Origin of the sequence: Microcoleus sp. ARI1-B5 (genome assembly GCF_036705795.1) — a bacterium.
GTDB lineage: Bacteria > Cyanobacteriota > Cyanobacteriia > Cyanobacteriales > Microcoleaceae > Microcoleus.
The window spans coordinates 257,109-281,548 of the sequence record NZ_JAUBVK010000004.1 but is presented as its reverse complement, the minus strand read 5'-3'; the positions used below and the strand labels follow the sequence as shown (position 1 = coordinate 281,548).

Below are 24,440 nucleotides of genomic sequence, written 5' to 3'. Positions count from 1 at the left end.
CCTTTATCACAAATACCAATGGTTACACCGTCTCAAGTAGCAGAAATGATTAAGGCAGAGTTGCCCGACGCTAAAATACAAGTTGACGATTTGACCGGCGGCGGCGACCACTACCAGGCGAGAGTAGTCTCTGCCGCCTTTGAAGGGAAAAGCCGAGTCAAGCAGCACCAACTGGTTTACGGAGCTCTCAAACAGGCAATGGCTAGTGAAGCTATCCACGCTTTGGCATTGGAAACCTTAACTCCGGCAGAATGGGCTGCCAAAAGTGAAGTTGCTTAGTTTTTCAGTTGCAATTGTCGATCGCACATTTGTGCTTGTGTCAATAGTTGCTTGTGAAACAGTTGCTAACCAAAAAAACCGGGTTTTTAACCGGAATCTATGGCTGTAACGAGAGATTTTCATTAAAAACCCGGTTTCTGTCTCATGAGAAACAACTGTCCACGTTTAAAAATTTTCAAACAATATTAGGAGCTACCATGAGTACAGCACATGAAAGAATTGACGAATTGGTTAAGCAAAACAAAATCATGGTGTTCATGAAGGGCAATAAGTTAATGCCCCAGTGCGGTTTCTCTAATACTGTGGTGCAAATTCTCAATACTTTGGGAGTGCCTTACGAAACAGTTGATGTTTTGGCAGACCAGGAAATTCGTCAAGGCGTTAAAGAGTATTCCAACTGGCCGACAATTCCCCAAGTTTATATCAACGGCGAGTTTATTGGCGGCTCGGATATTATGATCGAGATGTATCAAAAGGGCGAATTGCAAGAAGCTGTAGAAGTCGCTTTGGCTTCTTAAATCCAAGGAAGGGAAAGAAGAAAGAAAGTTTTGAGTTTTAAATTGTGAGTTTTAAATTGTGAGTTAAAGACTTAAAAATTCTGAGTTTTGAACTTAAAACTTTCTCAAATTTCTCACTATAACAGCAGTAGGGCGGACACGGTCCCGCCCTACTAAACTTCTATTTTGCAGCTACAGCTTACGACTTTCTGACTCTCATACCACAACCCGATTGTCTGACCCCTTCAATCATTCTGGTAATAGCTGTTGGTATCAGAAAAGGCAATTACCAATTACCAATTACCAATTACCGAATAATCAGCGGGTTTATTAAACCAAATTTGGTATTTAATAGTAGTCTGATTCAGCTTGTGTCTGTGTCTGTGGCATTTCAAAATTGGAAGGATCGTGAATGTAACGCGCTGCTTCTTCCTCTAATCTGTGAATCAGATAGGGTTCCAGGCTGTTACAATGTCGCAGGGCTGCGAGGTAGCCATCTAAGTAAAGCCGCAGGTCATCGAAACGATAACCTCTATTCCACATTTCGACGAGGGCGTCGGTGAGTTTTTGGTAGTGCCGGATTGTTTGGGTGTCTTGTAGCATGGTGTGAGTTTGAAATCCTTTGTGGTGTATAATGACGGCGGGATTTAGGAATGGCCCGGATTCATACTGAGCAAGCTCAGCGCCAGAGGCGATTGCTAAATAAAAGTTTTTACCCTGCTCAACAGGCTACCCTCCATAAAAAATTTCACTCGCTGCAATGCAGTTGCTCGAATCTTTCGCGCGCACCTAGATAATTCGCCGTGCGTTTAAGAGAGTCGGGATATTGCTGAATTTGGCGATCGAACTGAGTGAGTGTTCCGGCTACCGAGCGAACGGTTGGAGGAATTCTAGTTTCAGTTGCGCAATTTGTCAACCTCCTGAAAGTGGGGGCCCTGTCGGGGGGTGCGGTCAAAGCAGGTGGTTGGGTCATAGGGTCGATCGGCTGTAGACTGTCTTATTTTCATTGTAAGCTCACCGCCAGAATGATTTAACCTTTCTGCAGGCTGACGATCGCAACTTGACCAAATCTTTAAAATTCATCCCCTGGGTTTGTTGGCGGCTTTAAACGCAGCTTATGCTTGAGTAGCGATGGTTACAAAACCTTGACAAAAGCTCTGTTAACCTGGTAGCAATTAGTGATAAGGGAAGCTCGCCGTTGTGGGATCTGCAAGTATTTCAATTGTTGAAGGAAATCCGCACCTGCGATCGCTCTTGGGCTGGCATCTACAGCAAGTCGGTCACTGGGTGCACCAGTCAGCGGATATCAGTCATGCTAGGGAAATATTTTTCAGCCGCCAGCCAACCCTAGTGATTCTTGATGCCCAATTGCCTGATGGGGACGGTTTAGAATTTTGCCGCTGGCTCGGACAGCAGCAGCAATCGCTGATTTTGATGCTGTCGGCGCGGAATTCAGAAGCGGATATTGTGGAAGGTTTGAAGTCGGGCGCCGACGATTACCTGACTAAACCGTTTGGGATGCAAGAGTTTATGGCGAGAGTGGAAGCTCTGATGCGCCGCAACCGCACGATGGTACCGCCGGCGATGCTGGAATGCGGGCGGCTAAAAATTGACTTGGTACAGCGCCGAGTCAGGCTCCATGAAGAACACATCGAGCTGACTCCCCAGGAATTCAGCCTGCTGTACGTGCTGGCTCAAGCTGGAGGAGTGCCGCTGTCGCGATCGGATTTGCTGCGTCGGGCGTGGCCTGATGCGATTGACAACCCGCGCACGATCGACACTCACGTACTCTCTCTGCGCAAAAAAATTGAAATCGACCCGCGACAGCCGAGCCTGATTCAAACTGTGCGCAATGTCGGCTACCGGCTGAATCTGGAATTGTTGAATGCGAATCAACAGCATTCACCCGTATTCGGCGCTGCGACATCTGAAACTATCATCAGCCGATAAGTCAGATTTTAGGTTGGGAATTGATGTGCGATCGCATCAGTTTTTGCCGCCATAATAAAATCATTGCGGTGCAGTCCAGAAATCGCGTGAGTCCACCAAGTAACCGTAACTTTTCCCCACTCGGTTAACAGTGCGGGGTGATGCCCTTCAGTTTCTGCTGCTTCGCCGACGCTGTTTGTAAAGGCGATCGCACTTTTGAAATCCGGGAATTTGTAGGTACGTTCTAACTGGGGAATGCCATTTTTTTCGCTCAAATTCCAGTCGGGGATTTGAGGTTTGAGTTGGACAATTTCGTAAGCTGTCACGCGGGGAGAGTTTGGGTGGCAGGCGGCACAGCGTTCTTTTGCTAAAAGTTCCATAAATTGCGGTTTGGCGAGAAGATGCTAAAAGATAGTATAGACAGTTCTGAGCTTAATTATTTCGGACAGGGCAATTGTCCGTTAGGAGTTACAAAGACATTGTGATTGAAGTCGTTAATAAAACAGATCAGCAATCCGTCTCGGTGAACTTTGCGTTTCTCATTCCACTGTACGAGCTCAGTATTTGCCGTTGTGCGATATGGACGATCGTCAATTGATTCTAGTACACTGTGCCCGGGAGCGATCGCTGCATTGACGCCCACGGAGATTTTATCAACTTCTCCGGTTCGTTTGCCGAGTTCGTTGACTTTGTGGTCGCGGAGGACAAAGCTTTTGACATAAATAGGTTGAGTAGAAGTATTTGTTAACCGCAGCATTCCCTGTTTTACAGTTTCTACTCGCAGCACGTAGCTGGGTGGAACGTAACTTGCAAAAGACGCAGAGGCGATCGCTGGAACGGCAAGAAATGATAATATTTTTTTCACTTGAGATACTCAAAATCGCCTTTGAGTAGCGATTTTACTACAGCGAGAGTCTGCTTGTCAAGTGAATCAGACTTACGCAGGGTTGACCGTAAACCGGGTTTTTCAACGAAAATACAAAGGCTTTAAACGCTTGATTTTGGTTAGAAAAACCCGGTTTCTTGGTTCAACCGTGCGTAAGTCTTAAAAAAAAAATTTACCATTAACTGTTCAAGAATCGATCGGGATCGATGCCAGACTCCCGCAGTTTTTGCCTCAAAAATTCCAAGCGAGCTTCCGCAGTCTCTGCACGCTGTCTTTCCTGCTCGGCAAGCTCTTGTGCCTGAATGGCCCGCTTTTGTGCCTGAATGGCCCGCTCTTCGGGAGTCGGAATCCAATTGCCTTCACTATCGTACCAGCGCAACCACAGTCGATCGACTCCCAGATAATCTCCTTGCCACAAACCCAAACCTAAATCAATCTCAGGCATCCCCACCCGCGAGTCAGACAGTTCTAATTCTTCATAGCGAGCTCCTTTCAATTTAAAAGCTCTCAATCGATTAGTGTAGCGGCTGAAAACAACATAATAAGGAATCCGCAAAATCTGCTCGTAAACCTCCCATTTGCGCAGCGGTTTTTCCTGACTCTGTTCGCGGTTTATATTACCGTTACCTGCTATTTCCTCAGATGCAGGCGGCAATTTTTCCTCATCATTTTCTCCCAAATCTTCCTTCTCTGTTCCCGGCGACAGCAATTCTACAATCACAAAAGGATTAACACCCTCTTGCCAAATAACATAACTCAGCCGCATATCGACTTCATCGTACAATCGGGAAACTCCAACAACTCCAAACCAATCCGGGCGCTTGTACCAAAGCGGGTGACGCACGTCATAATAAAGATTCATGTCGCTCCCGGTAAATATTTGGGAAGCCGAATAGCTGGAAGGGCGGAAAGTATAGCTCAGCAACTGCGGTTGCAAGCCGTGAAATTCGTCGGGCTTCCCAGGTTCCTCCGGATTTTCGCTAGGTAGATCGTACATCGTGGGGAGCGTTTCTCTGGGCGATCGGGGGGGTTCTGTTTGAGGCACGGGATATTTAAGTGGAAACATAAGAATTTGGGGGAATAACTTACATTATTTTAACTCAACAGGATTTAAGTTCGGAGGCTGAGAAACCCGGTTTCTTTCTAGATACCTCGCCGTCAAACATAAGATTTATAGAAACCGGGTTTCTTTTCGGGGTTAGCTGCTACAGTCCTCGACGCATCAAGAATCAACATTAAGCAGGTGGCTGATTTCCCAGCAGACGTTCTGCTAATTCTAAAAACAGTTCTGCCTGGGCGATTAATTGATTTGCCTCCTCTTCGGGAATGGCTGGATCGATATTATAATCGCCTTTATTTCGTTGTTTTTGAGCATCAATTAAGTAACGGTGAAATTCCACAGGAACCCTGCCTGTCCGAGCAAATTCTCGACCAAATGCAGAAATCACAGCAGCATAACTGGATAAAATTAAACCCTCGCCCCGCAAGAAAGCTTCGGCAACATAAAACATGGTGTAATAAGCTCGTGACGCTGCAAAGTCAGGAAGTGCATTAGCTGCTAACAACTTAGCTGCCCGCAAGCTTTCACCTGCTTTTGTTAAAAGAGCAATTTGTTCGGGTATCAAATCGGTACTCCTTCTCTGCGAACATTTAGAAAGAAAGGGCTTTTCTCTTGCTGAAAACGTACTGCGGAAGCAAAAGCACTAGAAATTACTACAGTACGCTCTAAGCACAAAGCGGCAACAAATTCACTGGTGCGATGGATTTCTTTGCCAGCATTAACAGGCTCGTTCAAAACAACCAAAATATCTATATCCGAATCGGGTTTGGCTTCTCCTCTAGCTTGGGAACCGTAGAGAATTAACTGCACAAGTCGGTCGCCGTACAAATCGTTAAAGTAGTGGCGCAGTTCTGCTAAAATTTCCGGTAAATTCTCGTTCATAGTGGAATAACTCAACCGATAATATTGGAAAAATGGCGGGTTTATTTGGCTAAGCAAATCAGCTTTTAATTACATCTCAAAAAATAAACTATTGTGGGGTGGGCTTCTAGCCCGCCCCAAATTTACGTTGCTAAAGCCGCCAAACAAGTGCGCTCGTTCAACCGATAATTTTCTTAATCAAATCCAACTTTCCTAGATAGGGAGCATAGCGCCATTTTAAGTCAAGTAAAAACGACTTTTGCAGCACGCTTTTTTGATGTGAGAAAGTGTCAAAACTGGCTTTTCCGTGATAGCTACCGATACCGCTGTCGCCAACTCCCCCAAAAGGTAAAGTTGTAACTCCGACTTGCATAACTGTATCGTTGATGCAAACTCCGCCGGAAGAAGTTTCGCGCAAAACTCGCTCTTGTTTATCTTGATCTTTCGAGAACAAATACAAAGCTAGGGGTTTGGGGCGGGCGTTAATTTGGGCGATCGCATCTGAGAAGTCATCATACTCCAAAACGGGCAAAATCGGCCCAAAAATCTCATCCTGCATCACCGGCGAATCCCAGGAAACCTTGTCAATTACCGTCGGCGCAATATATCTATCTTCGGCGTTGGTTTTGCCGCCTGCGACAATTTCGCCGTCTTTGATAAACTCTGCCAAACGTCCTAAATGATGCTGATTGATAATTCGCGAATAGTCGGGACTTTGCTGCGGATCGTCGCCGTAAAATTCGTGAATTGATGTTTTAATTGCCTGCATCAAAGCGGGTTTAACTTTTTTATCAACTAACAGGTAATCGGGAGCGATGCAAGTTTGACCGGCATTGATGAATTTGCCCCACGCAATGCGTCTTGCAGTATATTCAACTTGAATGTCTGAGTCTACAATGCAAGGACTTTTGCCTCCCAATTCTAATGTTACAGGTGTCAGGTGTTTGGCGGCGGCTTCCATGACTATTTTGCCGATTTTTGTGCCTCCGGTAAAGAAGATGTGGTCGAATTTTTCGGCTAATAATTGTTTGCTGGTTTCGACTCCTCCTTCGATGGCTGCGATGTAGGCGGGATCGAAGGCTGTGAGAATCATATCCGCCACAACTTCGGAGGTGTGCGAGGCGATTTCTGAGGGTTTGAGGATGGCGCAGTTGCCGGCGGCGATCGCCCCGACTAATGGTGATATCATGAGCTGAAACGGGTAATTCCAAGGCCCGATGATTAAAACGACGCCCAAAGGTTCCGGGTAAATGCGGGCTGATGCGGGGAATTGATCGATCGATGTCGGCACTTTTTTCGGCTTGGCCCACGATTTCACGTTTTTGATGGCATAATTAACTTCTGCGATCGCAGCAATTTCAAAATAAGCCTCATACTCCGGCCTGTTCAAATCAGCCTTGACAGCATCGACAATCCGTGATTGATTGGAGGCGATCGCACTTTTGAGATTTTTGAGTTGTTCGATCCGAAAATCCACATCTTTAGTTTTCCCAGTAGCAAAAAATTGTCGCTGCTGGCGGATAATATCGCTGACACTGAATACCATATTTGGTCCTCTATCAATATATATAAATGTTACAATAAAAAAATGAAAATATCAAAAAGCCATTTTTTAACTTCCTGCTTATCATTGCTTTGCTTGTTCGCAGTGACAAGCTGCAATTCTCGTTCTCAAAAACAAGTTGTTATTTGCTCGAAAGACTTTAGCGAACAAGTCATTTTAGCAGAAATTTTAGCACAGCACATCGAAGCCAAAACCGATATTAAAGTAGAACGCGAACTCAACCTCGGAGGCTCGCTTTGCCATCAATCCCTAACAGCCGGTAAAATTGACTTGTACGTCGAATATACGGGTACAGGTTTCGCCAACATTCTCAAACAAAAGCCGATTTCTGACCCCAAAAAAGTCCTGAATTACCTCAAACAAAAATATCCCAAACAGTTTAAAGCCGAATGGACCCAACCGCTGGGATTTAATAACGGTTTTGCGATTATTGTGCGGGGAGAAGATGCCAAAAAACTTAACTTGCAAACACTCTCGCAACTAAGCAAGGCTGCACCAAAATTGCGCGCTGGTTTTGGGCCAGAATTCAAAGATAGAGAAGATGGATTTCCCGGTTTAGCTAAAACTTACGGGATTAAATTTGCGGGAGAACCGAAGGAGTTGCTGTTAGGATTGCTTTATCAAGCGCTGCAACAAAAAGAAGTTGATGTGATTGCTGGTAATACGACGGATGGTTTGATTCAAAGTTTGGGTTTAGTAGTCCTGAAAGATGATAAGAACTATTTCCCGCCCTACGAAGCTGTTCCGGTTGTGCGATCGCAAATTTTGGAGAAATACCCAGAATTGCGTCCAGTGCTCGCTGAGTTGGGCGGCAAAATCTCGGAGGAAGATATGCGGAACCTCAACTATCAAGTTGATGGGAAACAGCAGGATGCTGCACAAGTAGCGCGGCAGTTTTTGCAGCAAAAGTTGGGCGAGTCAAAGCCGGCGACTCCCGCGAAGTAAAGATGTAGGGTGCGCATTGCGCACCGAGAGCCATATAACATATACTTCTAGCGGATGCCGGCGTTAGCTTAATTTGCCAAGCTGCAAAACAGGAGCTTTTATTGATTCCATCTGGGACTCGGCAACTTCAACTGTAATTGCTTCGACATTGAAACCCTCTAAGCTATAACCGTCTTCTTGACCTTCGGGCATTGGGTAATGCTCAACAATAGTTGCTGTAGCACCTTTTTTTAGATTGTATTTGGGGATGTCTTCGCGCAATGCTACCTGTGAAAAAAGTGCAAATTTCATGGGGGCTTATACCATTTTCTATTTGAGATTTTGGATTGGGAACATAAGCCTTTTTGTGTGCAGAAGACCGGGCGGTTGAAACCGCTTCTCTACAAACAAAACCTGCCGACGCAAGTTAAAGAACGAACGGTTAAAATTACGTTATCTTCGACCGTCGGCGTCCGGCGGACTTCGTTAGTGTAAACCTGGTTTCAACCGCCGTCTTTCTTAAGTTCCTTCACTCAGCCGTCGCAAATTCAAAATATCGCTCATATTTTTAATCTGCATACAAGTCCGCTCGAACTGTTCTTTATCCTGGATATCCATGCACAAATCAATTAATGCCGGCAATCCGGGATATGTTTTGACTTGGGCGCTGCGGACGTTAACTTTGTTGTCCTTCAAATGCGATAAAACATCGTTGAGAACTCCGACTCTATCGAGGGCTTCTACTTGAATGTTAACCGGATAAGTATTGGGGCGAGATTCATTGCGGTTGGTGGAATTCCAACTCACAGGAACTAATCTATCGCCCGGTACGCTTTCAACATTTGAACATCCTTGTCGGTGAATCGAAATTCCGCGGGTGCGAGTCACAACTCCAATAATTGATTCGCCGGGAATCGGACAGCAACAGCCGGCTAAATGGTACAGCAATCCCTCTACACCTGCGATCGGCGATTTGCTGGGAGATGAACTCGGTACGGGTTTGGGTGCCGCTGATGCAGGTATTTGCACGGGCGATTCCTGGATTCCTGCGGGTGCAGATTCTATTTTTTGCTGCACTTTTACTAAATCTCGCAGGCGGTTTACTACGAGATTTAGAGTCACTTCGCCGTAGCCCAAACCGGCGATTAAATCTTCGACGCTGTGGTAGTTGCACCGCTGAGCTACCGATTGCATTGGCCCTGATTTGAGCAAAGATTCTAAGCCGTTTTTGCCTAATTCTTTTTCCAGCAATTCCCGCCCGCGAGCGAGGTTTTCATCTCGGTGCGATCGCTTTAACCACTGGCGAATTCGGTTTTTTGCTCCGTTTGTCTTGACAAAATTCAGCCAGTCGGAACTCGGATGACCGTTTTTTTGGTTCAAGATTTCTACAATGTCGCCGTTCTTTAATACCTTGTCTAGTGTCACCATCCGCCCGTTGACTCTGGCGCCGGTGCAGCGATTGCCTATTTCTGTGTGAATGCGGTAGGCAAAATCTACGGGTGTTGAGCCGCTGTTGAGTGCAATCACGTCTCCGTTAGGAGTGAAAACGTAGATATCTTCGTCGAATAAGTTGTCTTTAATGCTTTGTAAATATTCGCGATCGTCCTTGAGATCGGTTTGCCATTCTAGCAGTTGTCGCAGCCAGGTAAATTTTTCGTCGTCGCCGGTGACTGTGGTATTGGAACCGCCAGTTTCTTTGTATTTCCAGTGGGCTGCAATGCCGTATTCGGCAATGTGGTGCATTGCTACGGTGCGAATTTGTACTTCGATCGGGCGGCCGCTGGTGCCGATGACTCCGGTGTGCAAAGATTGATAGCGGTTGGCTTTTGGTAAACCGATATAGTCTTTGAAGCGGCCGGGGATCGGGCGGAATGAATCGTGGACGATCGCCAATGCGCGATAACAGTCATCATTGGTTTCTACTATGATCCGCACCGCAGCAATATCGTACACTTGGTTAAAGCCTTTTTGCCGGCGCTGCATCTTCCCATAAATCCCGTACAAATGTTTGGGACGGCCGCTGACTTCATAGCATTTAATGCCTAAATTGTCAAGCCTTTCTCGCAAACAATCTGTGACTTCTGCGAGTTGGGTTTCTCGATCGCCCCGCTTGACCGCCACCAAGTCCTGAATTTCGCGGTAAGCTTCCGGTTCCAGGTATTTAAACGCTAAATCTTCCAATTCCCACTTAAAGCGCCCGATACCCAAACGGTTGGCCAGGGGAGCAAAAATCTCTCGGGTTTCTAGGGCAATGGTGCGCTGCTTTTCTTCGGACAAATGCTCCAAAGTCCTCATGTTGTGCAGTCTGTCTGCTAGTTTGACGACAATGACGCGAATATCTTTAGCCATTGCCAGGAACATTCGGCGGAAATTTTCGGCAAGGCGCTCTGTTTTGCTGGAAAAATTAAACTTAGAAAGTTTGGTGACACCTTCGACCAACTGTCGCACTTCCGCGCCGAACCGCTGTTCTATTTCTTCGAGAGTAATATCTGTATCTTCAACTATGTCATGCAGGAAACCGGCGGCAATCATGGCGCTGTTTCCGCCCATATACCGGAGTATTCCAGCTACAGCTACCGGATGGCAAATGTAAGGTTCTCCAGATTTGCGGTACTGTCCTTCGTGCAAGTCGCGGGCAAATTCAAAGGCCCGACAAATTAAGCCGTTGTCAGTGGTGCAATTCGGGTTAGGGGCCTCGTCAGGTTGCGATCGAGCGTTCAGGCATTCTTGCAGCCAATCGGGAACTACAGCAGGATCGATCGCGTTCGAGGGAGTCAGAGTATTCGCGTTCATGGGGTACACCTTTAAAAATTAGAAATACAAATGGTTAAAAGCCGGTTTTCGGTTGAATTGCCGAATTTCTGTGTTTAGCTATACTAAACTAATTGAATGCCACAATTTGCAATCCCAAAAAATAGTCGATTTTTCTGTTAACTATACCTATCTAATTGCGAGCTGCCCCCCCTCTGGGGTAGGAAAATATAGTGGCTTCACGGCCGCCGGTGGGGTCGGTCGCTCGGGTAAGATCAGAATATTTTGGCGGCAGCAGTGGACGTAGCGGGCGATCGGCATTTACAGGCAACGCTAAACTCAAAGCAGAAGCCAGAGCGATCGAGTGACGCCCCCCAGTGATGAAATTTTCTCGAAAAACAGGGAATTTCTGCAAAAAGGCACGGCTTTCCTTAATCTGAGCCAACCTTAAGCAAGAATCTACTTTGATTATAAAGACAAATTTGTTTACAAAATCATGATATTGTCCGAAGACCGCCGCCATTGCTACGAAGAATTACAGCAAGCACTCGAACAGCTACAAAGAACTGTTGCACAGGATAATCTCGATCGGGCAGCGCTGGCGATCGAATACAAAAAAGTGCAACAATTTTTCGGAAACCAAATTATGAGAGCCCCCAGCGGTGAGTTAGACGCCTCACAACCCCCCCCAGAACAGTCATATTTGACGGAAATTCACAAGCAACTGCGGTTATTGGGGACAGATGTCACGTTTTTGCAAGTCGCGAAGCAGCCCGCGACAGCACAGACGAGGCAAACTGCGGCTGCGGAGCGGCTGAACACGCTAATTGGCTACTGTGGCGCGGTGCTGAAAAAAAATTCTGGTTCTGAGCGGGCCCGCCCAGATGCAGAATTAATAACTGAATTAAAAGGGAATTGAGAAGGCAAGGAGAAATAAAGCGGTGGAATGTCCAAAATGTAAACATCCCAACTTAGACGGCGGCACCTTAGCCGGCAGCATGTCGGTGCAGTGGTGTTCCAACTGTTACGGTATCTGGATTCCAGGCAAAGAATACGAAGCTTGGCAGAAAGAGCACAGCCAGTGGTACAACAAATCCCAGAAGCCAGATGCGACAGGCACTCTCGGCATAGAATTCACGCCGTCTCCCTACGACAGCAAAGCAGCGCTGTGTCCCGAAGACGGTCACTATCTGTCGCGGGCGAAAGTTCCTTTCAGCAGAGTGCCCTTTTACATAGAGCGCTGTATGTTGTGCGGGGGCATTTGGTGCGATAACGGCGAGTGGGATATTCTCGAAAGTCTGGGATTCCACACCGAGATTGACAAGATGTTTTCTCCCAACTGGCAAGCTAAGGCCCGCGTGCAAGAGCTCGCCGCTCGGGAGCGTCAAGTGCTCACCGAGAAGCTGGGCCCGGACATCGCCGGATATGTGTTGGAACTGGCGGAAGTTTTAGCAGACCATCCCCACGCAGATTGTGCGGCTACTTACATACTGCGGAGAGCTGAGTTGAAGCGAAAGGAAATTTAGTCAGTTGGCTGTTGACAGTTGACTGTTGACTGTTAACGGTTGACTGTTGTTAGTAAGCGGTTGGTCGGTTAATGAGGTAGTGATAAAATCTTTGTTTGTAGCACTTTATATTGGTATTTACAAACAGCATATCGGTCTATTACCAATAACTAATAAGTCCTGAACAATACTAATAACTAACAACTAACCGCCAGTATATTGAGCGATAATAAATAACAACAGACAACAGTTAACAGTTAACAGTTAACAGACAACAGACAACAGACAACAGACTAAGGACTAATGACTAATGACTAATGACTATTCTTTGTTTTCCGTTGAAAATCTGCGAGTAGCTTATCCTCAGCGGCCAGGCGTATCCGGTTGGGCAGTTGATGGGGTTTCCCTGGCGCTAGAACCGGGGGAAAAACTGGGATTAGTTGGCGAGTCTGGCTGCGGTAAGTCAACTTTGGGAAGGGCGGCGATGCGGTTGCTGCCGGATTCGACTTTGGTTGAGGGGCGGGTTGGTTTTGCTGGAGAGTCGGTGTTTTCCATGGATGCTTCGCGGCTGAGACGGTTTCGGGGCGAAGCTGTGGCGTTGATTTTTCAAGATCCGATGACTCGTCTCGATCCTTTGATGACTGTTGGGGAACACTGTATCGAGACTTTGCAGGCTCACAGACCGAATTTGGATCGCAAGGAAGCTAAGAAACGGGCGATCGAGATTTTGGATGCTGTGAAAATTCCGGCGTCTCGCTGGTCGCAATTTCCTCACGAATTTAGCGGCGGAATGCGCCAAAGAGTGGCAATTGCTTTGGCTCTTTTGCTCGATCCGAAGTTAATTGTGGCCGACGAACCGACGACGAGTTTGGATGTCACTGTGGCTGCTCAGATTTTGCAGGAATTGACGAGACTTTGCGCTTCAAGGGGAACGGCTATTTTGCTGATTTCTCACGATTTGGCGATGGTGGCTGAGTATTGCGATCGCATTGCGGTGATGTACGGCGGCAAAGTCGTGGAAACAGGGCCGGTACAACAGGTTTTTGAACAGCCGCAGCACGAATATACTCGATCGCTCCTCAAAGCAGCTTTGCACATTCAAGCCGATTCCGAGACGGGGAAGATAGAAGGAACCCGGGAGAAGGAAAATTATCGGCTTAAGTCCCAGTCAAATTCACCTCTTTTGACTGTGACGAATTTGCAGCAGCACTACAGCTTAGAAAGCAATTTATTAGATCAATTATTTTCGCGGAACCGCCAGGTAATTAAAGCCGTAGACGGCGTTAGTTTAGAGCTAGAACGGGGGGAAATCCTCGGGCTGGTAGGGGAGTCCGGCTGCGGCAAAAGTACGTTGTCGCGCACGATTTTGCGGCTAATTCCTCCGACGGGTGGCAAAGTTGAATTTCAAGGAATAGATATCACTGCCCTGAGCCGCGATGCTGTCAGGAAACACCGCCGCCAAATGCAAATGGTATTTCAAGATCCCCACGCTTGCTTGAATCCGATGATGACTGTCGGGCAAAGTATTGCCGATCCTTTGTTGATTCACAAATTAGCTAAGGCAGAGGAAGCTAAAAAACAAGTAATCCAAATGTTAGAGCGGGTGGGTTTGACTCCTGGGGAGGATTTCTTTCGCCGCTATCCGGGAGAACTGTCGGGGGGACAACAGCAGCGGGTTTCCATCGCCAGAGCTTTGATTACTCGGCCGCAACTGATTATTTGCGACGAACCGGTGAGTATGCTGGATGCCAGCGTGCAGACTCAAGTATTAGAGCTGATGCTGGAGTTGAAGCAGGAATTTAATTTGACTTATCTGTTTATTACTCACGATTTGTGGGTGGCGAGGTTTTTTTGCTCGCGCATTGCGGTAATGAATGCGGGAAAAATTGTGGAAATCGGCAAGACTAGGGATATTTTTACTAATCCGCAGCACCCTTACACTCAGCAGTTATTGCAGGCAGCTCCTTTACTGGCTCGGACGCAATAAAAAGGTATAAAATTGGGGCGCTTTGATATCGGCCACTAATATCAGTCACGAGCTTCTAGATGGATTTCGGAAATTTCTGATTAAATTGGTTAAAGTGAAGGGATAGTTTTCAAATCATCCCACGGACACCAAGCACTATATGGCAGAATCTGACCTAGGCAGTTTTGCGGTGGCATCCGAAGCCTCACTCGCAATCGCAGAGGATGAGGACACCGAGATCGATCGTCCGACGGTAACTAGATCGTCAGCATACAACAGTTGGTCTGCCGACGATCCCGTGGGAGCTTTGTTCAAAGAAATGGCTCGCTACCCTCTACTGAGTGCCACCGAAGAGGTAGAGTTGGCGCGCCGCGTTCAAGAATTGGTAGCCCTTCAGGAACTAGAACAGCGTTTAAAGCAGGAATTGGACAGAGTGCCAACAAAAGCTGAAATCGCGGCGGCTTTGGGGGTGAGCGAAACTCAACTGCAACAGATGCGCTACCAGTGTCAGTCGGCGAAACGGAAAATGATCAGCTCGAATTTGCGCTTGGTGGTTTCCATTGCCAAACGCTATCTCAACCGGGGCGTGCCTTTTCTTGATTTAATTCAGGAAGGATCTTTGGGTTTGAACCGAGCAGCAGAAAAGTTCGATCCTGAGAAGGGTTACAAATTTTCTACCTATGCCTATTGGTGGATTCGCCAAGGAATTACCCGCACAATTGCCAATCAAGGGCGGACAATTCGGTTGCCGGTTCACATTGTCGAACAGTTAAATAAACTCAAAAGAGTTTATCGGGAGCTGAGGCGTTCTCTTCAACGCAATCCCACTGAAGCTGAACTTGCTAAAGAAATGGAAGTTACTGCCGAACAGCTTCGCTACCTGCAGCAAGTGCGCCGCCAATCTTTGTCTCTCAACCACCGCATCGGCACGGAAGAAAGTTCGGAACTTTTGGATGTTATTGAAGATAGCGCGACGCAATCTCCCGAAGCTCAGATGAATGAGATGATGATGCGCCAAGATATTTTGGAGGTGTTGGACAGTATTTTGACCGATCGCGAAAAAGAGATTGTTGCTATGCGTTACGGTTTGATAACTGGCGAACCTTACACTTTAGAAGAAGTCAGCAGTTTGTTCAATTTGTCCCGCGAACGAGTCCGTCAAATTCAAAATAAGGCAATGCGAAAGCTGCGCCGCCCTCAAGTGACGGAACGGTTGAAGGGCTGGTTGAAATAAGCTCGAAAACATTGAGTTTGCATTTTGAAAAGTCTTAAATATCGGACGGCGAATGGAATTCGCGTCTATACAAACAAAACCCGCCTCCGCGGGTTTAACTGGTTTAACTGGTTCCAAGGAAGAGCCTCGGAACAGATATTCAGAGGCTCTTCCTCGGCTGGGAAAAAAGGAGGCTCTTCCTGCGGATCTGCGTTACCAGGCACTGCTGGTAACGAGTAGAATGACTGCTGACTACTGACTACTGACTACTGACGGCAGGACTAATGACGGCAGGACTAATGACTACTGACTACTGACTACTGACTACTGACTACTGTTATATTTAATTGTTGATTGTCGCTTACTACTGATTGATTTATGTCTGATGAGGTGATTTTGCGTCCGGCTACCCGCGCCGATGTGCCGGTGCTGTTTGATTTGATTAAGGCTTTAGCTGAGTACGAAAAGTTATCTCACGCGGTAACAGGTAATGCGGTTGATTTGGAAAATCATTTGTTTGGCGATCGCCCTTTTGCTGAAGCAATTCTAGCAGAATGCGAAGATCGGATTGTAGGCTGGGCGCTATTTTTTTACAATTATTCTACTTTTTTGACTCAGCCGGGGATTTATTTGGAGGATTTGTTCGTGCTCCCTGAGTTTCGAGGGCGGGGAATTGGTAAGTCTTTGATTGTTTATTTGGCGCGGTTGACTGTGGAAAGGGGCTGCGGGCGTTTGGAGTGGACTGTGTTGGATTGGAATGAATTGGCGATCGGATTTTACAAGGGTATCGGTGCTGATGTGATGCCCGACTGGCGGATTTGCCGGGTGGCGGGCGAGTCTTTGGCGAGTTTGGCCTCGAAGTGATTTTATCAGTTGGCGATCGCGCTCCGACTCTCATAAACGACTCTCAGAAACCGGGTTTTTTGCTGAATCTGCCGTCTGTAACGGGTCTTTTCGCGAAAAACCCGGTTTCTGGGCACCTCGTGGGTCAATTTTTTGTTGCGTAAATCCTAGTAAATAATTGGCAAAAATATAGGAAAATTTAACTAACAGTAGATTTTGATTGAGAGAGTAGAGCGTGATTATTTGGGTAAACGAGCAAATCGATCCGTCAGGTATTCTTTATGCTTGCATTGCTTGTGGCGATGAGACTCAAGCACAGGAATGCCACGCATCTTTTGAGCAGAATTTGACGGCCGAGCAAAAACAACAGGGCTGGGTTGCTACATTGCGAACTGTTAGTTCTTGGGATGAGGTGCCTGTTAATGCTTTGAAATTGAATTGATGAGCGCAAGCTAATCAGCAGATTTAGTATAGCCGTGTTTCGGTGTCAAGGAAAGGACAGGAAAACACTGCACATAAGTTAGGAAAATGTAAGACAAATCGTTAGCCCAGCACGCCCCTACGGGGGCTGGGCTAACGACAAATCGCATTTTTCAAACTGGTTTTAGCCTTACTATTAATCGATAGAGGCATTTCAAATTGTCAAGTTAAGTTTTTATGATTGAAACCTTATTTCATGCTTATACGCCTCTAGTTATCTGGACGGGCTTGGGACTGGTGGTATTTCGGTACATCCCAGTTGATTTTCCTAAGCTGTTGAGCCGCTTTCTGTTCTGGATTGGGATACCGCTGCAAATTGCAGTTTTAGCCCGTCAGAGCGATTTTTCCGGTGCTGTGGGATTCACGCCCGCGATCGCCATATTCGTGTTATTTCTGAGTACAAGTTTAGCTTGGTTGACTTGGGTGTTATTGCGGCGGCTGAGTGCGGCCCACGTCAAAAAGCCCTATTTTCAGGGCAAACATTCTCTAGTTAATTTATTTCTAATAAATGTAAATTCCCTGAAGCGATCGAGCCAAGGCAGTTTTATCCTAGCTGCAATGTTAGGGAATACCGGCTTTGTCGGATTAGCAATCACCCCCGCTATCATCAGCAGCGATAACAACAACTGGGCCGTCTTGTACAGCGTCACCAACAACGTGATCGGAAGCTACGGTTTTGGTGTATTTATTGCCAGCTATTTCGGGCATTCCGATGAAAAAAATCACTGGTGGATTCAGCTTCGCGACGTGCTGACAGTTCCCGCTCTCTGGGCATTTATCATAGGTTTTTTTACGAGAAGTATCCCCCTACCCGAGACAGTAGAATCGGGATTGCAGGCGGCAGTTTTTGGGGTAATTGCTAGTGCTTTGCTGCTGGTTGGTATCCGCCTGAGATCTATTAAAACATGGCAAAGTTTTGAACTAGCATTAATCCCGTCGCTGTTAAAAGTGGTAATTGTGCCGGTGCTGATCGGATTGGGTGCTGGTTTTTTTGGATTGAGCGGCGATCCGAGGTTCGTGTTGGTGTTGATGTCGGGAACGCCCACGGCTCTTTCGGTGCTAATTTTAGCAGAAATATATGAACTCGATCGCGATATGTTAGCTAGCAGCATCGCCCTCACTTCTGTCGGTTTGCTGTTGATGCTTCCCTTGTGGTTAGCTGGGTTTAGTTGACTGTTGGACGATCGCGTGGGGCGCGTGGGAGTTAGAAACCGGGTTTCTTTTCAAAATCTCGGTAAGGATGCGTAAATTATCGCTCTAACCCGGTTTCTTCGAGTCTGTGAGAAGTCAGAAACCGGGTGGGGCGCCGCCCTTAAATCCTCAATGAAAATCGACAATCGATGAGCGACGCACCTTACTCTCAGGGTGAGCGCAAACAAACCAAAAACCAATGATTGTGGCAAGACTTTTGATAATTATTATAATATAGAAATAACTTCTAGGAGGTTAGAGGCATGACCAGCATATCCGACGAACAAACAGCTATCATCCGTACAGAAAGAGGACTGACGATCGCAGGTACGCGCATCACCCTCTACGACATCATGGACTATGTGACGGCTCAATATCCGCCTAAGTTTATCAGAGGATTGTTTGACCTTACAGAAGAACAAATTAACGCGGCTTTAGCTTATATTGAGGCAAATCGCGCTGATGTTGAAGCCGAGTATCAAATGGTGCTTAAGGAAGCTGAGGAACTGCGGCTGTATTATGAAGAAAAAAATCGCGATATCATTGCCAGAATTGCCGCCGGGCCACCAAGACCAGGAACCGAAGCTGCTTGGGAAAAGCTTCGAGCCGCGAAGGCCAAACTTGATGCTAAAGCATAATTTTTTTGAGCGATCGTAATCTCAACGGACACCCCCTAATTTTGTTTGGCTCTATTGCTAATCAAGGTGGGCTTGATATCATCCCAATTCGTTTTGTCACCTTAAAGGAGATTGCTTTAATATGTTAACTAAATACATCCAAGCTGCCATGAAGCAAGCTAAGTATGAAATTTTCCCTGATGATGGGACTTTCTACGGAGAAATTCCTATCTGTGAGGGAGTCTATGCAAATGCTGTAACTCTCGAAGCTTGTCGAGAAGAATTGCAAGAGGTATTGGAAGACTGGATCTTACTTAGTCTCACAATGAATCTTTCTTTACCTGTCCTTGATAATATCGACCTTACAGTTACCAAGGAAGTTGCCTGATGCCTCCTTTAAAACCAGTCAAACGTCGAGACTTAATTTATTACCTGAAACAACTGGGATTTGACGGCCCCTATTCGGGAAAAAGGCATCAATTCATGTTGAAATATAACCTTCGCATTACCATCCCCAATCCTCATCAAGGTGATATCAGTGCCAACTTTTTAGCTAAAATTTTGCGACAGGCTAAAGTTGATATTAGTGATTGGGAGAACCTCTAAAGTTGAGAGGGTTTTGTCAATTATATTAAATAAAAGGATCGCGCTTCTTCTGCTATTGTGTGTGGTAGGGGAAGGGGCGATGATCGCAATTGGATGATCGACAGATGTAGGGTGCGTCACCTGCGATAATAGATACTCTTGGCAAAAAATTGTAAAGTGACCCACCCTACTACTTGATTTTCCGTCATGAATTTTTTGATTGTGCTTAAGTAACCACGCAAAATTAATTACATAAAGACTCTGAACGCTGTAAGGCTTTCAGGCGAGATGCAAGTGTAATTGATTCGGAACTACTACTTAATTAGAGGCGTACTAACTTATCACAATTTTATCCCACCAGCAGCACCGCAATCAAAATAATAAACTTTTAACAAAGCTATTCACCTTTCTGTATCTTGGTTTAATCAAAGGTGTGACTAAGAGCTAATTGAAAGAACCTTTGCAAGTGCAATTGTTCGTTCGCAATAAGCTGGATTAACTGTATAATTTCCTTGTTCATCACGGAGAGCCAATGCTGGGCACATCTTACATATTGACTTAGCAGAACAATTCGGATTACATCCACTTATAACTAAACCTTCCTGTGGTTTTATGTTATTAACTAACTGATGCCAAGCATCAGCAAACGAAAGTTCCATTAGATTGAACCGCTGATTCCGAATGTCTGAACATGGAGAAAGATTAGCATCATAGTTAATGTAAGCGCCTACTTTACCAACCCCGCAGTTAAAAACACGGGACGGCTCTCTATTTTGTGTTTTGGTAGGGGGTGTTGGGTTTTTCACTAACTTAAGCCTAAACTTTTCTGCTGAGTAATAGTCTTCACCTTTTAGTGCAAAATGCGCTAAATTATCACCATCAAGACCATTTTGAATACTTGGAGATACAAAATACTCCAAGTTACGATTCGTACACCAGTTATATATCCACTCAATAGAATTATGTGTCAGAGTAGTGATAGGTGTTTTACAAAAAAGATTAAAGCCATAGGTGCGAAGAAGCTCTATGTTTTGGAGTACCTTCTCAAAAGCTCGCCGTCCAGTTACTTTTTCGTAACTATCTTCATCGTGACCGTAAATGCTAATCTCAATCATATAAGGTGGATAACGTTTAAATATTTCGATATGCTGGGCTGTTAACAATTCCAAATTGGTGTATACCGACACAATAATACCTGCCAAACGGAGTTTTTCATAAATGGCTGTAAAATTTGGATGGATTAGGCACTCTCCGCCAGTTAAAATCACTTGAACAACCCCCGCATCAACAAACTCATCAATAAGTTCAAAAGCACGCTCCGATGAGAATATTGTCTTTGGCGTGTGTCCTACAATATAACAAAAGCCGCATTTAAAATTGCACACTGAAAGCAACTCCCATTCGAGAGTAGCAGGTATTCTCGCTCCGGCCAAAACCCAATTAACAAAAGCGTTAACATTGGCAAAGCTCAAGTTAGAATCTTCAGTATTTTTTAAGAAAATGCCAACAGGCTGAGAGGGATCAACTGCGAAATCTACATTGCCAACGTGCCGATGAACTAACATATATTTTTCCTCCATTTATTTGTCATTCATTGAGGACGCGACATAGTATCGCGTTATCGCGCCCCATATCAAACTTGTGCAATCTTTAGTAATTTGCTTTTAGTTTCTTGCCTCGTTACACCTCGAACTAGCACCGCAAGTCATAACATTTGCTCGTTCTGTTCCTACCTCAACTTGATACCATTCGCTGTGGTTTTCTGGACGAGCGATATACTTAGACTGAGTGATTGCACTGTTATTTTGTGGAGCAGTGACCGGAGTCTCTGCTATTTTGCTTTGTAACATAGTAACCTCACTGTATGAAACTTTGGCAGAAAGTACACTCTAGTTAGTTAGAAAGTCTTTCCTTGTATCTCTCCTTACTTTAATATGCCTATTTATTTTTGCCTAGTCATAAAAGTGGTGTTTAATGGGAAATTTACAATTCTTTACATAATCAAAATTGTGGCAAAAAGTGGGTTTGAGTTGAGCGAGTGGCAAAAAGTGTGATAAAGTGGGATAGTGAATGAATAACCCCACTTTTACCTATGGATATTCAGCAAGTTTTAACATGGACTGACCAACAGATATTAGCTAACACAGGAAAACATCTTGATTCCCTACAAAAGGCTATATTAGAAGGAGTTTGGCAACATCAAAATTATGAAGAAATTGCTAAAAATCATCAGCGTAGTTACGATCACATCAAAAAAGAGGCATGGAAATTATGGAAGCTTCTATCTAATGTAATTGGCGAAGACATTAAACAATCTAATGTTTGTTCTATTTTAGAAACAAAAGCATTATCTAATATTTACAACAATAATGGTTCACAGATTGTTGGTTACATTAATAGTCATATCAATATTTGTGGCGAAAAACGGCAAGATCCAGAAGATACTAAAGAGCGATCGCCCTCACCCCCAGACTCTCCCCAAAACAAAAGTCAATCCCCAATCATCGATTTAACAGACGCACCCGAATTAACCAGCTTTTACGATCGCACCTCCGAACTCTCCACCCTCAAACAATGGATATTACAAGCCCACACCCGCTTAATCACCGTCTACGGCTTAAGTGGAATTGGCAAAAGCGATCTCGCCCTCAAACTCATCGAACAAATTCAAACTCAATTTGATTATATTATTTGGTTAAGCCTCGCTGACACACCCACACTTTCAACCCTCCAAACCGAACTCAAGCAATTTTTTGGGCGATCGCCACAACCCCCATTACCCACAGTCATCGATTATTTTCGATCTTCTCGCTGTTTAGTAATCCTTGATGACGTACAGAATATTTTTAAAAGCAGTCAATTAGCAGGTCAATATTTAGCAGGCTATGAAGACTATGGCAAATTTTTTAAACAAATTGCCACATCCTCTCATCAGAGTTGTTTAATCCTCCTCAGTTGGGAAAAACCCAGAGAAATTACTGCTTTAGAAGCACTAAACCGACCCGCACGAACCTTACACCTCAAAGGGTTAGGGGAACAAGCGGCAGAAATTATCAGAGAAAAAGAATTGACAGATGAGGAAAAATGGTCAGACTTAATCGCCCTTTATCAAGGTCATCCTTTCTGGTTAAATATCATAGCTTCAACAATTTTAGAATTATTTGACGGTAGCGCTTCCCGGTTTTTAGCAGATCAAAATGATATCTATTTAGGTGATTTAGAGCCACTTTTAGAATCTCACTTAGAGCGTTTATCGGAGTCAGAAAAAAAGGTAGGCTACTGGTTGGCCACTCAAGATGAAGCTGTAGATATTTCACAACAACCTGCTGACAGTGAATTATCCAAATCTGAATTTTGGCAAGCCATACAATCTTTAGCCCGACGCGGCTTAGTGGAAAAAGTGTTAGTAGGAGTGCGATCGAAGTTTCAGATTAATCCTGTATTTAAAGCATATATTCAATCTCATGCCAATTTAATATGAAGTAGCATATATTTCGATCCCCCTAAATCCCCCTTAATAAGGGAGACTTTGACCACCCTCTTGTCCCACCCCCTACTCCCCTTATTAAGGGGGGTTAGGGGGGATCGGATTCGGGAGCAGCCTCATAAAAGATTGGTATAAATAACATTCCACCCCTTTATTTCTTAGTCCGCGGAGGCGGACGAAAGTTTGTATAGACGCGGTTTCAACCGCCGGGTTTATATAGTAGCAGTTTCAACTACATCATCGATCGCATAAAAGCATTCACCGCATCATATTGGTCGGCCATCCGCGAATAAAACTCGATCGATCGCAAATCCAAATCCGGCAAAAGTTCGCTCTTACTCACCAACTCATATCCCGTTGGACGCAAACAATAAACCGAAATTACCCCATCCTCCCAAAACCAAACCTCCTGCACTCCCACACGACGATAGATTTCCAGCGTATCAATTCCACCACTCGTCACTGTTATTTCGATCGCCAAATCGGGAACCGACTTGCGCGTACCCAAACAATAAGACTCATCTGGTTCCTTCCGTGCACCCAACTCCTTCATCCCGATAGTTGTACTACCGCGCCCGTAGAAACGAATGTCCTTCGTCCGCATATAAATCTCTAAAACCTGACCTAAAGTATTTTTAGGTTCTTCATGAGCATCAGATAAAGGGGCCATAATTTCTAAATACCCATCCAAATAAGTTAAGCGCGCCCCAGTTTGGGCCAAATCTGCATCCAACTTTTCCAGAGTCTCCCATGTCACGTTTGACAGGAAAGCCGCACCTGTACCCAATCCTGCTTTAGAAATTGCGACAACCATCTGACTTACCTTTTACGATCGCTTTTCCATATTAGCGAATATTAGCTAAAGTTTCAAATTAGATTGCTCTAAAATTTCGCAGTACAATGAACAATAACTGCACGGGAAACGACGATGGACGAGACAATAACTGCTACAGGTTTGCCTCCTGCATTCCCCGATCATACCCAACTGCCAGAGGAAGACGGTACATTTGTGAAGAATTTTCAGGAGCATCCGCAGAGTATCATTCTGACTGATTCGATCGGACCGGTGGTAGAGCGGCTGCATCCAGATGGACAATATGCGATCGGGCTCTTCTTGCGGGATTTACTGGCGAGAAACTGACCCGCCAGAGCGAGGCGCAGAAGCACCGGATTGGTTTTATATACCCAATGTACCGCCAACACTGGACGGTTTTCGCCGTTCTTATGTACTTTGGCGGGAACACATGGCTCCGTTCATTGCTTTAGAGTTTGCTAGCGGTAATGGAGATGAGGAGCGCGATTCCCTTCGGGATAGCTTCGCTTCACGCACTCCTCTTGCTGTGGCCGCTGACGGTACAACGACTAAACCGGGTAAGTTTTGGGTTTACGAAAGAATTATCCGCATTCCTTACTACGGCATTTATGAAATTAAAACTGGCAATTTAGAAGTCTATCACCTGATTGATTTTGTCTATCGCAGGATCGAGCCAAACGAACGCGGTCACTATCCCATTCCTTTATTAGATGTAGAATTGGGACTTTGGCAGGGAAGTTATCAAAATCAAGAAATGCTTTGGCTGCGGTGGTGGGATTCCCAGGGGAATTTGCTGTTAATTGGCTCTGAGCAAGTTGAAATTGAGCGGGCTAGAGTCGAGCAAGCAGAGCGAAAAGCCGAACAAGCAGAGCGAAAAGCCGCCCAGTTAGCCGATCGACTGCGAGCAATGGGCATCGATCCGGATGCTGAGGATTGATCTCAAAGTCCGAGTTTAATACCTAGACTGCGATTTTTGTAGGCGGCGGCA

Annotated in this window: 28 protein-coding genes and 1 pseudogene; 17 read left to right on the top strand and 12 right to left on the bottom strand. The window is 45.5% G+C overall.

Translation table 11 applies throughout. From position 1 onward, the window contains the following. The first annotated feature begins 18 nt into the window (after positions 1–18). Complete coding sequence (locus QUB63_RS08860; protein WP_293150780.1) at positions 19–279, top strand: BolA family protein; 261 nt, start codon at positions 19–21, stop codon at positions 277–279. 197 nt (positions 280–476) lie between these two features. Then, entirely contained in the window at positions 477–797 is a 321-nt protein-coding gene (gene grxD / locus QUB63_RS08855) for a Grx4 family monothiol glutaredoxin (RefSeq protein ID WP_332944533.1), read from the top strand. 327 nt (positions 798–1,124) lie between these two features. On the opposite strand, the gene QUB63_RS08850 is transcribed toward grxD, so the two are convergent. Then, the gene (locus tag QUB63_RS08850; RefSeq protein ID WP_293250926.1) at positions 1,125–1,379 is read right to left on the bottom strand and encodes a DUF6761 family protein; all 255 of its coding nucleotides are present in this window, start codon (positions 1,377–1,379) and stop codon (positions 1,125–1,127) included. Between the two features lie 145 nt (positions 1,380–1,524). Further along, positions 1,525–1,749 (bottom strand): hypothetical protein, encoded by a 225-nt coding sequence (locus QUB63_RS08845; protein ID WP_332944532.1) that lies wholly within the window; start codon positions 1,747–1,749, stop codon positions 1,525–1,527. Positions 1,750–1,976: 227 nt separating this feature from the next. On the opposite strand from QUB63_RS08845, the gene QUB63_RS08840 reads away from it, so the two are divergent. Next, positions 1,977–2,726: a response regulator transcription factor gene (locus tag QUB63_RS08840; RefSeq protein ID WP_332944531.1), complete on the top strand. Its 750-nt coding sequence runs from the start codon at positions 1,977–1,979 to the stop codon at positions 2,724–2,726. A gap of 8 nt (positions 2,727–2,734) precedes the next feature. On the opposite strand, the gene QUB63_RS08835 is transcribed toward QUB63_RS08840, so the two are convergent. The 6 genes from QUB63_RS08835 to QUB63_RS08810 all read right to left on the bottom strand — a co-directional run bounded on the left by QUB63_RS08835 (position 2,735) and on the right by QUB63_RS08810 (position 7,058). Next, the gene (locus QUB63_RS08835; RefSeq protein ID WP_332944530.1) at positions 2,735–3,085 is read right to left on the bottom strand and encodes a 4a-hydroxytetrahydrobiopterin dehydratase; all 351 of its coding nucleotides are present in this window, start codon (positions 3,083–3,085) and stop codon (positions 2,735–2,737) included. A gap of 56 nt (positions 3,086–3,141) precedes the next feature. After that, positions 3,142–3,570 (bottom strand): hypothetical protein, encoded by a 429-nt coding sequence (locus QUB63_RS08830; RefSeq protein WP_332944529.1) that lies wholly within the window; start codon positions 3,568–3,570, stop codon positions 3,142–3,144. A 199-nt stretch (positions 3,571–3,769) separates the two neighbouring features. Continuing rightward, a complete protein-coding gene (locus QUB63_RS08825; RefSeq protein WP_332944528.1) occupies positions 3,770–4,657 on the bottom strand; it encodes a Uma2 family endonuclease in 888 nt (295 codons plus the stop codon). A 169-nt stretch (positions 4,658–4,826) separates the two neighbouring features. Next, positions 4,827–5,216 (bottom strand): HEPN domain-containing protein, encoded by a 390-nt coding sequence (locus tag QUB63_RS08820; RefSeq protein WP_332944527.1) that lies wholly within the window; start codon positions 5,214–5,216, stop codon positions 4,827–4,829. Continuing rightward, a complete protein-coding gene (locus QUB63_RS08815; protein WP_332944526.1) occupies positions 5,213–5,533 on the bottom strand; it encodes a nucleotidyltransferase domain-containing protein in 321 nt (106 codons plus the stop codon). Before QUB63_RS08815 ends, QUB63_RS08820 begins: the two co-directional genes overlap by 4 nt. Positions 5,534–5,690: 157 nt before the next feature. Further along, complete coding sequence (locus QUB63_RS08810; protein WP_332944525.1) at positions 5,691–7,058, bottom strand: aldehyde dehydrogenase; 1,368 nt, start codon at positions 7,056–7,058, stop codon at positions 5,691–5,693. 42 nt (positions 7,059–7,100) lie between these two features. On the opposite strand from QUB63_RS08810, the gene QUB63_RS08805 reads away from it, so the two are divergent. After that, a complete protein-coding gene (locus QUB63_RS08805; RefSeq protein ID WP_332944524.1) occupies positions 7,101–8,021 on the top strand; it encodes a glycine betaine ABC transporter substrate-binding protein in 921 nt (306 codons plus the stop codon). 63 nt (positions 8,022–8,084) lie between these two features. Here the strand turns inward: QUB63_RS08805 and QUB63_RS08800 are convergent, their stop codons facing one another. Together QUB63_RS08800 and QUB63_RS08795 are read right to left on the bottom strand one after the other, a co-directional pair. Beyond that, positions 8,085–8,312: a DUF4926 domain-containing protein gene (locus QUB63_RS08800; protein WP_332944523.1), complete on the bottom strand. Its 228-nt coding sequence runs from the start codon at positions 8,310–8,312 to the stop codon at positions 8,085–8,087. A gap of 207 nt (positions 8,313–8,519) precedes the next feature. After that, positions 8,520–10,793: a RelA/SpoT family protein gene (locus QUB63_RS08795; RefSeq protein WP_332944522.1), complete on the bottom strand. Its 2,274-nt coding sequence runs from the start codon at positions 10,791–10,793 to the stop codon at positions 8,520–8,522. A gap of 191 nt (positions 10,794–10,984) precedes the next feature. Between QUB63_RS08795 and QUB63_RS08790 the strand changes: the two genes are divergently transcribed. The 11 genes from QUB63_RS08790 (at position 10,985) to QUB63_RS08740 (ending at position 19,172) form a co-directional block, all read left to right on the top strand. Then, positions 10,985–11,119 (top strand): hypothetical protein, encoded by a 135-nt coding sequence (locus tag QUB63_RS08790; protein ID WP_332944521.1) that lies wholly within the window; start codon positions 10,985–10,987, stop codon positions 11,117–11,119. 128 nt (positions 11,120–11,247) lie between these two features. Next, positions 11,248–11,670 (top strand): heterocyst frequency control protein PatD, encoded by a 423-nt coding sequence (patD, locus tag QUB63_RS08785; protein ID WP_332944520.1) that lies wholly within the window; start codon positions 11,248–11,250, stop codon positions 11,668–11,670. Positions 11,671–11,692: 22 nt separating this feature from the next. Then, entirely contained in the window at positions 11,693–12,277 is a 585-nt protein-coding gene (locus QUB63_RS08780; RefSeq protein WP_332944518.1) for a TFIIB-type zinc ribbon-containing protein, read from the top strand. Positions 12,278–12,566: 289 nt separating this feature from the next. Beyond that, positions 12,567–14,243, top strand: a complete 1,677-nt coding sequence (locus QUB63_RS08775; RefSeq protein WP_332944517.1) for an ABC transporter ATP-binding protein — start codon at positions 12,567–12,569, stop codon at positions 14,241–14,243. Positions 14,244–14,382: 139 nt separating this feature from the next. Beyond that, on the top strand, positions 14,383–15,456 hold the full coding sequence (locus tag QUB63_RS08770) for an RNA polymerase sigma factor, RpoD/SigA family (protein ID WP_332944515.1): 1,074 nt from the start codon (positions 14,383–14,385) through the stop codon (positions 15,454–15,456). A 357-nt stretch (positions 15,457–15,813) separates the two neighbouring features. Beyond that, positions 15,814–16,299 (top strand): GNAT family N-acetyltransferase, encoded by a 486-nt coding sequence (locus tag QUB63_RS08765; RefSeq protein ID WP_332944514.1) that lies wholly within the window; start codon positions 15,814–15,816, stop codon positions 16,297–16,299. A 214-nt stretch (positions 16,300–16,513) separates the two neighbouring features. Beyond that, a complete protein-coding gene (locus QUB63_RS08760; protein WP_332944513.1) occupies positions 16,514–16,720 on the top strand; it encodes a glycogen debranching protein in 207 nt (68 codons plus the stop codon). 215 nt (positions 16,721–16,935) lie between these two features. After that, positions 16,936–17,931 carry an AEC family transporter gene (locus QUB63_RS08755; protein WP_332944512.1) on the top strand — a complete coding sequence of 332 codons (996 nt, stop codon included), beginning with the start codon at positions 16,936–16,938 and terminating at the stop codon, positions 17,929–17,931. Positions 17,932–18,212: 281 nt separating this feature from the next. After that, the gene (locus QUB63_RS08750; RefSeq protein WP_332944511.1) at positions 18,213–18,587 is read left to right on the top strand and encodes a DUF433 domain-containing protein; all 375 of its coding nucleotides are present in this window, start codon (positions 18,213–18,215) and stop codon (positions 18,585–18,587) included. A 121-nt stretch (positions 18,588–18,708) separates the two neighbouring features. Continuing rightward, complete coding sequence (locus QUB63_RS08745; protein ID WP_293250492.1) at positions 18,709–18,954, top strand: type II toxin-antitoxin system HicB family antitoxin; 246 nt, start codon at positions 18,709–18,711, stop codon at positions 18,952–18,954. Beyond that, the gene (locus tag QUB63_RS08740; RefSeq protein WP_332944509.1) at positions 18,954–19,172 is read left to right on the top strand and encodes a type II toxin-antitoxin system HicA family toxin; all 219 of its coding nucleotides are present in this window, start codon (positions 18,954–18,956) and stop codon (positions 19,170–19,172) included. Before QUB63_RS08745 ends, QUB63_RS08740 begins: the two co-directional genes overlap by 1 nt. A gap of 416 nt (positions 19,173–19,588) precedes the next feature. On the opposite strand, the gene QUB63_RS08735 is transcribed toward QUB63_RS08740, so the two are convergent. Next, positions 19,589–20,731 carry a radical SAM protein gene (locus tag QUB63_RS08735; RefSeq protein WP_332944508.1) on the bottom strand — a complete coding sequence of 381 codons (1,143 nt, stop codon included), beginning with the start codon at positions 20,729–20,731 and terminating at the stop codon, positions 19,589–19,591. A 512-nt stretch (positions 20,732–21,243) separates the two neighbouring features. Here QUB63_RS08735 and QUB63_RS08730 point away from each other — a divergent pair. Beyond that, on the top strand, positions 21,244–22,632 hold the full coding sequence (locus tag QUB63_RS08730) for an NB-ARC domain-containing protein (protein ID WP_332944507.1): 1,389 nt from the start codon (positions 21,244–21,246) through the stop codon (positions 22,630–22,632). Between the two features lie 238 nt (positions 22,633–22,870). On the opposite strand, the gene QUB63_RS08725 is transcribed toward QUB63_RS08730, so the two are convergent. Beyond that, entirely contained in the window at positions 22,871–23,452 is a 582-nt protein-coding gene (locus QUB63_RS08725; protein ID WP_332944506.1) for a Uma2 family endonuclease, read from the bottom strand. Positions 23,453–23,566: 114 nt separating this feature from the next. On the opposite strand from QUB63_RS08725, the pseudogene QUB63_RS08720 reads away from it, so the two are divergent. Then, positions 23,567–24,389: pseudogene (locus tag QUB63_RS08720) on the top strand (Uma2 family endonuclease). Positions 24,390–24,440 lie beyond the last annotated feature (51 nt).

Coding starts and splice junctions, on each gene's coding strand:
- QUB63_RS08860 (WP_293150780.1), top strand. CDS start 19: ATGGTTACACCGTCTCAAGTAGCAGAAATGATTAAGGCAGAGTTGCCC.
- QUB63_RS08845 (WP_332944532.1), bottom strand. CDS start 1,749: ATGACCCAACCACCTGCTTTGACCGCACCCCCCGACAGGGCCCCCACT.
- QUB63_RS08755 (WP_332944512.1), top strand. CDS start 16,936: ATGATTGAAACCTTATTTCATGCTTATACGCCTCTAGTTATCTGGACG.
- QUB63_RS08825 (WP_332944528.1), bottom strand. CDS start 4,657: ATGTTTCCACTTAAATATCCCGTGCCTCAAACAGAACCCCCCCGATCG.
- QUB63_RS08835 (WP_332944530.1), bottom strand. CDS start 3,085: ATGGAACTTTTAGCAAAAGAACGCTGTGCCGCCTGCCACCCAAACTCT.
- QUB63_RS08740 (WP_332944509.1), top strand. CDS start 18,954: ATGCCTCCTTTAAAACCAGTCAAACGTCGAGACTTAATTTATTACCTG.
- QUB63_RS08770 (WP_332944515.1), top strand. CDS start 14,383: ATGGCAGAATCTGACCTAGGCAGTTTTGCGGTGGCATCCGAAGCCTCA.
- patD (WP_332944520.1), top strand. CDS start 11,248: ATGATATTGTCCGAAGACCGCCGCCATTGCTACGAAGAATTACAGCAA.
- QUB63_RS08745 (WP_293250492.1), top strand. CDS start 18,709: ATGTTAACTAAATACATCCAAGCTGCCATGAAGCAAGCTAAGTATGAA.
- QUB63_RS08795 (WP_332944522.1), bottom strand. CDS start 10,793: ATGAACGCGAATACTCTGACTCCCTCGAACGCGATCGATCCTGCTGTA.
- QUB63_RS08805 (WP_332944524.1), top strand. CDS start 7,101: ATGAAAATATCAAAAAGCCATTTTTTAACTTCCTGCTTATCATTGCTT.
- QUB63_RS08765 (WP_332944514.1), top strand. CDS start 15,814: ATGTCTGATGAGGTGATTTTGCGTCCGGCTACCCGCGCCGATGTGCCG.
- QUB63_RS08735 (WP_332944508.1), bottom strand. CDS start 20,731: ATGGAGGAAAAATATATGTTAGTTCATCGGCACGTTGGCAATGTAGAT.
- QUB63_RS08725 (WP_332944506.1), bottom strand. CDS start 23,452: ATGGTTGTCGCAATTTCTAAAGCAGGATTGGGTACAGGTGCGGCTTTC.
- QUB63_RS08810 (WP_332944525.1), bottom strand. CDS start 7,058: ATGGTATTCAGTGTCAGCGATATTATCCGCCAGCAGCGACAATTTTTT.
- QUB63_RS08800 (WP_332944523.1), bottom strand. CDS start 8,312: ATGAAATTTGCACTTTTTTCACAGGTAGCATTGCGCGAAGACATCCCC.
- QUB63_RS08850 (WP_293250926.1), bottom strand. CDS start 1,379: ATGCTACAAGACACCCAAACAATCCGGCACTACCAAAAACTCACCGAC.
- QUB63_RS08815 (WP_332944526.1), bottom strand. CDS start 5,533: ATGAACGAGAATTTACCGGAAATTTTAGCAGAACTGCGCCACTACTTT.
- grxD (WP_332944533.1), top strand. CDS start 477: ATGAGTACAGCACATGAAAGAATTGACGAATTGGTTAAGCAAAACAAA.
- QUB63_RS08775 (WP_332944517.1), top strand. CDS start 12,567: ATGACTAATGACTATTCTTTGTTTTCCGTTGAAAATCTGCGAGTAGCT.
- QUB63_RS08730 (WP_332944507.1), top strand. CDS start 21,244: ATGGATATTCAGCAAGTTTTAACATGGACTGACCAACAGATATTAGCT.
- QUB63_RS08750 (WP_332944511.1), top strand. CDS start 18,213: ATGACCAGCATATCCGACGAACAAACAGCTATCATCCGTACAGAAAGA.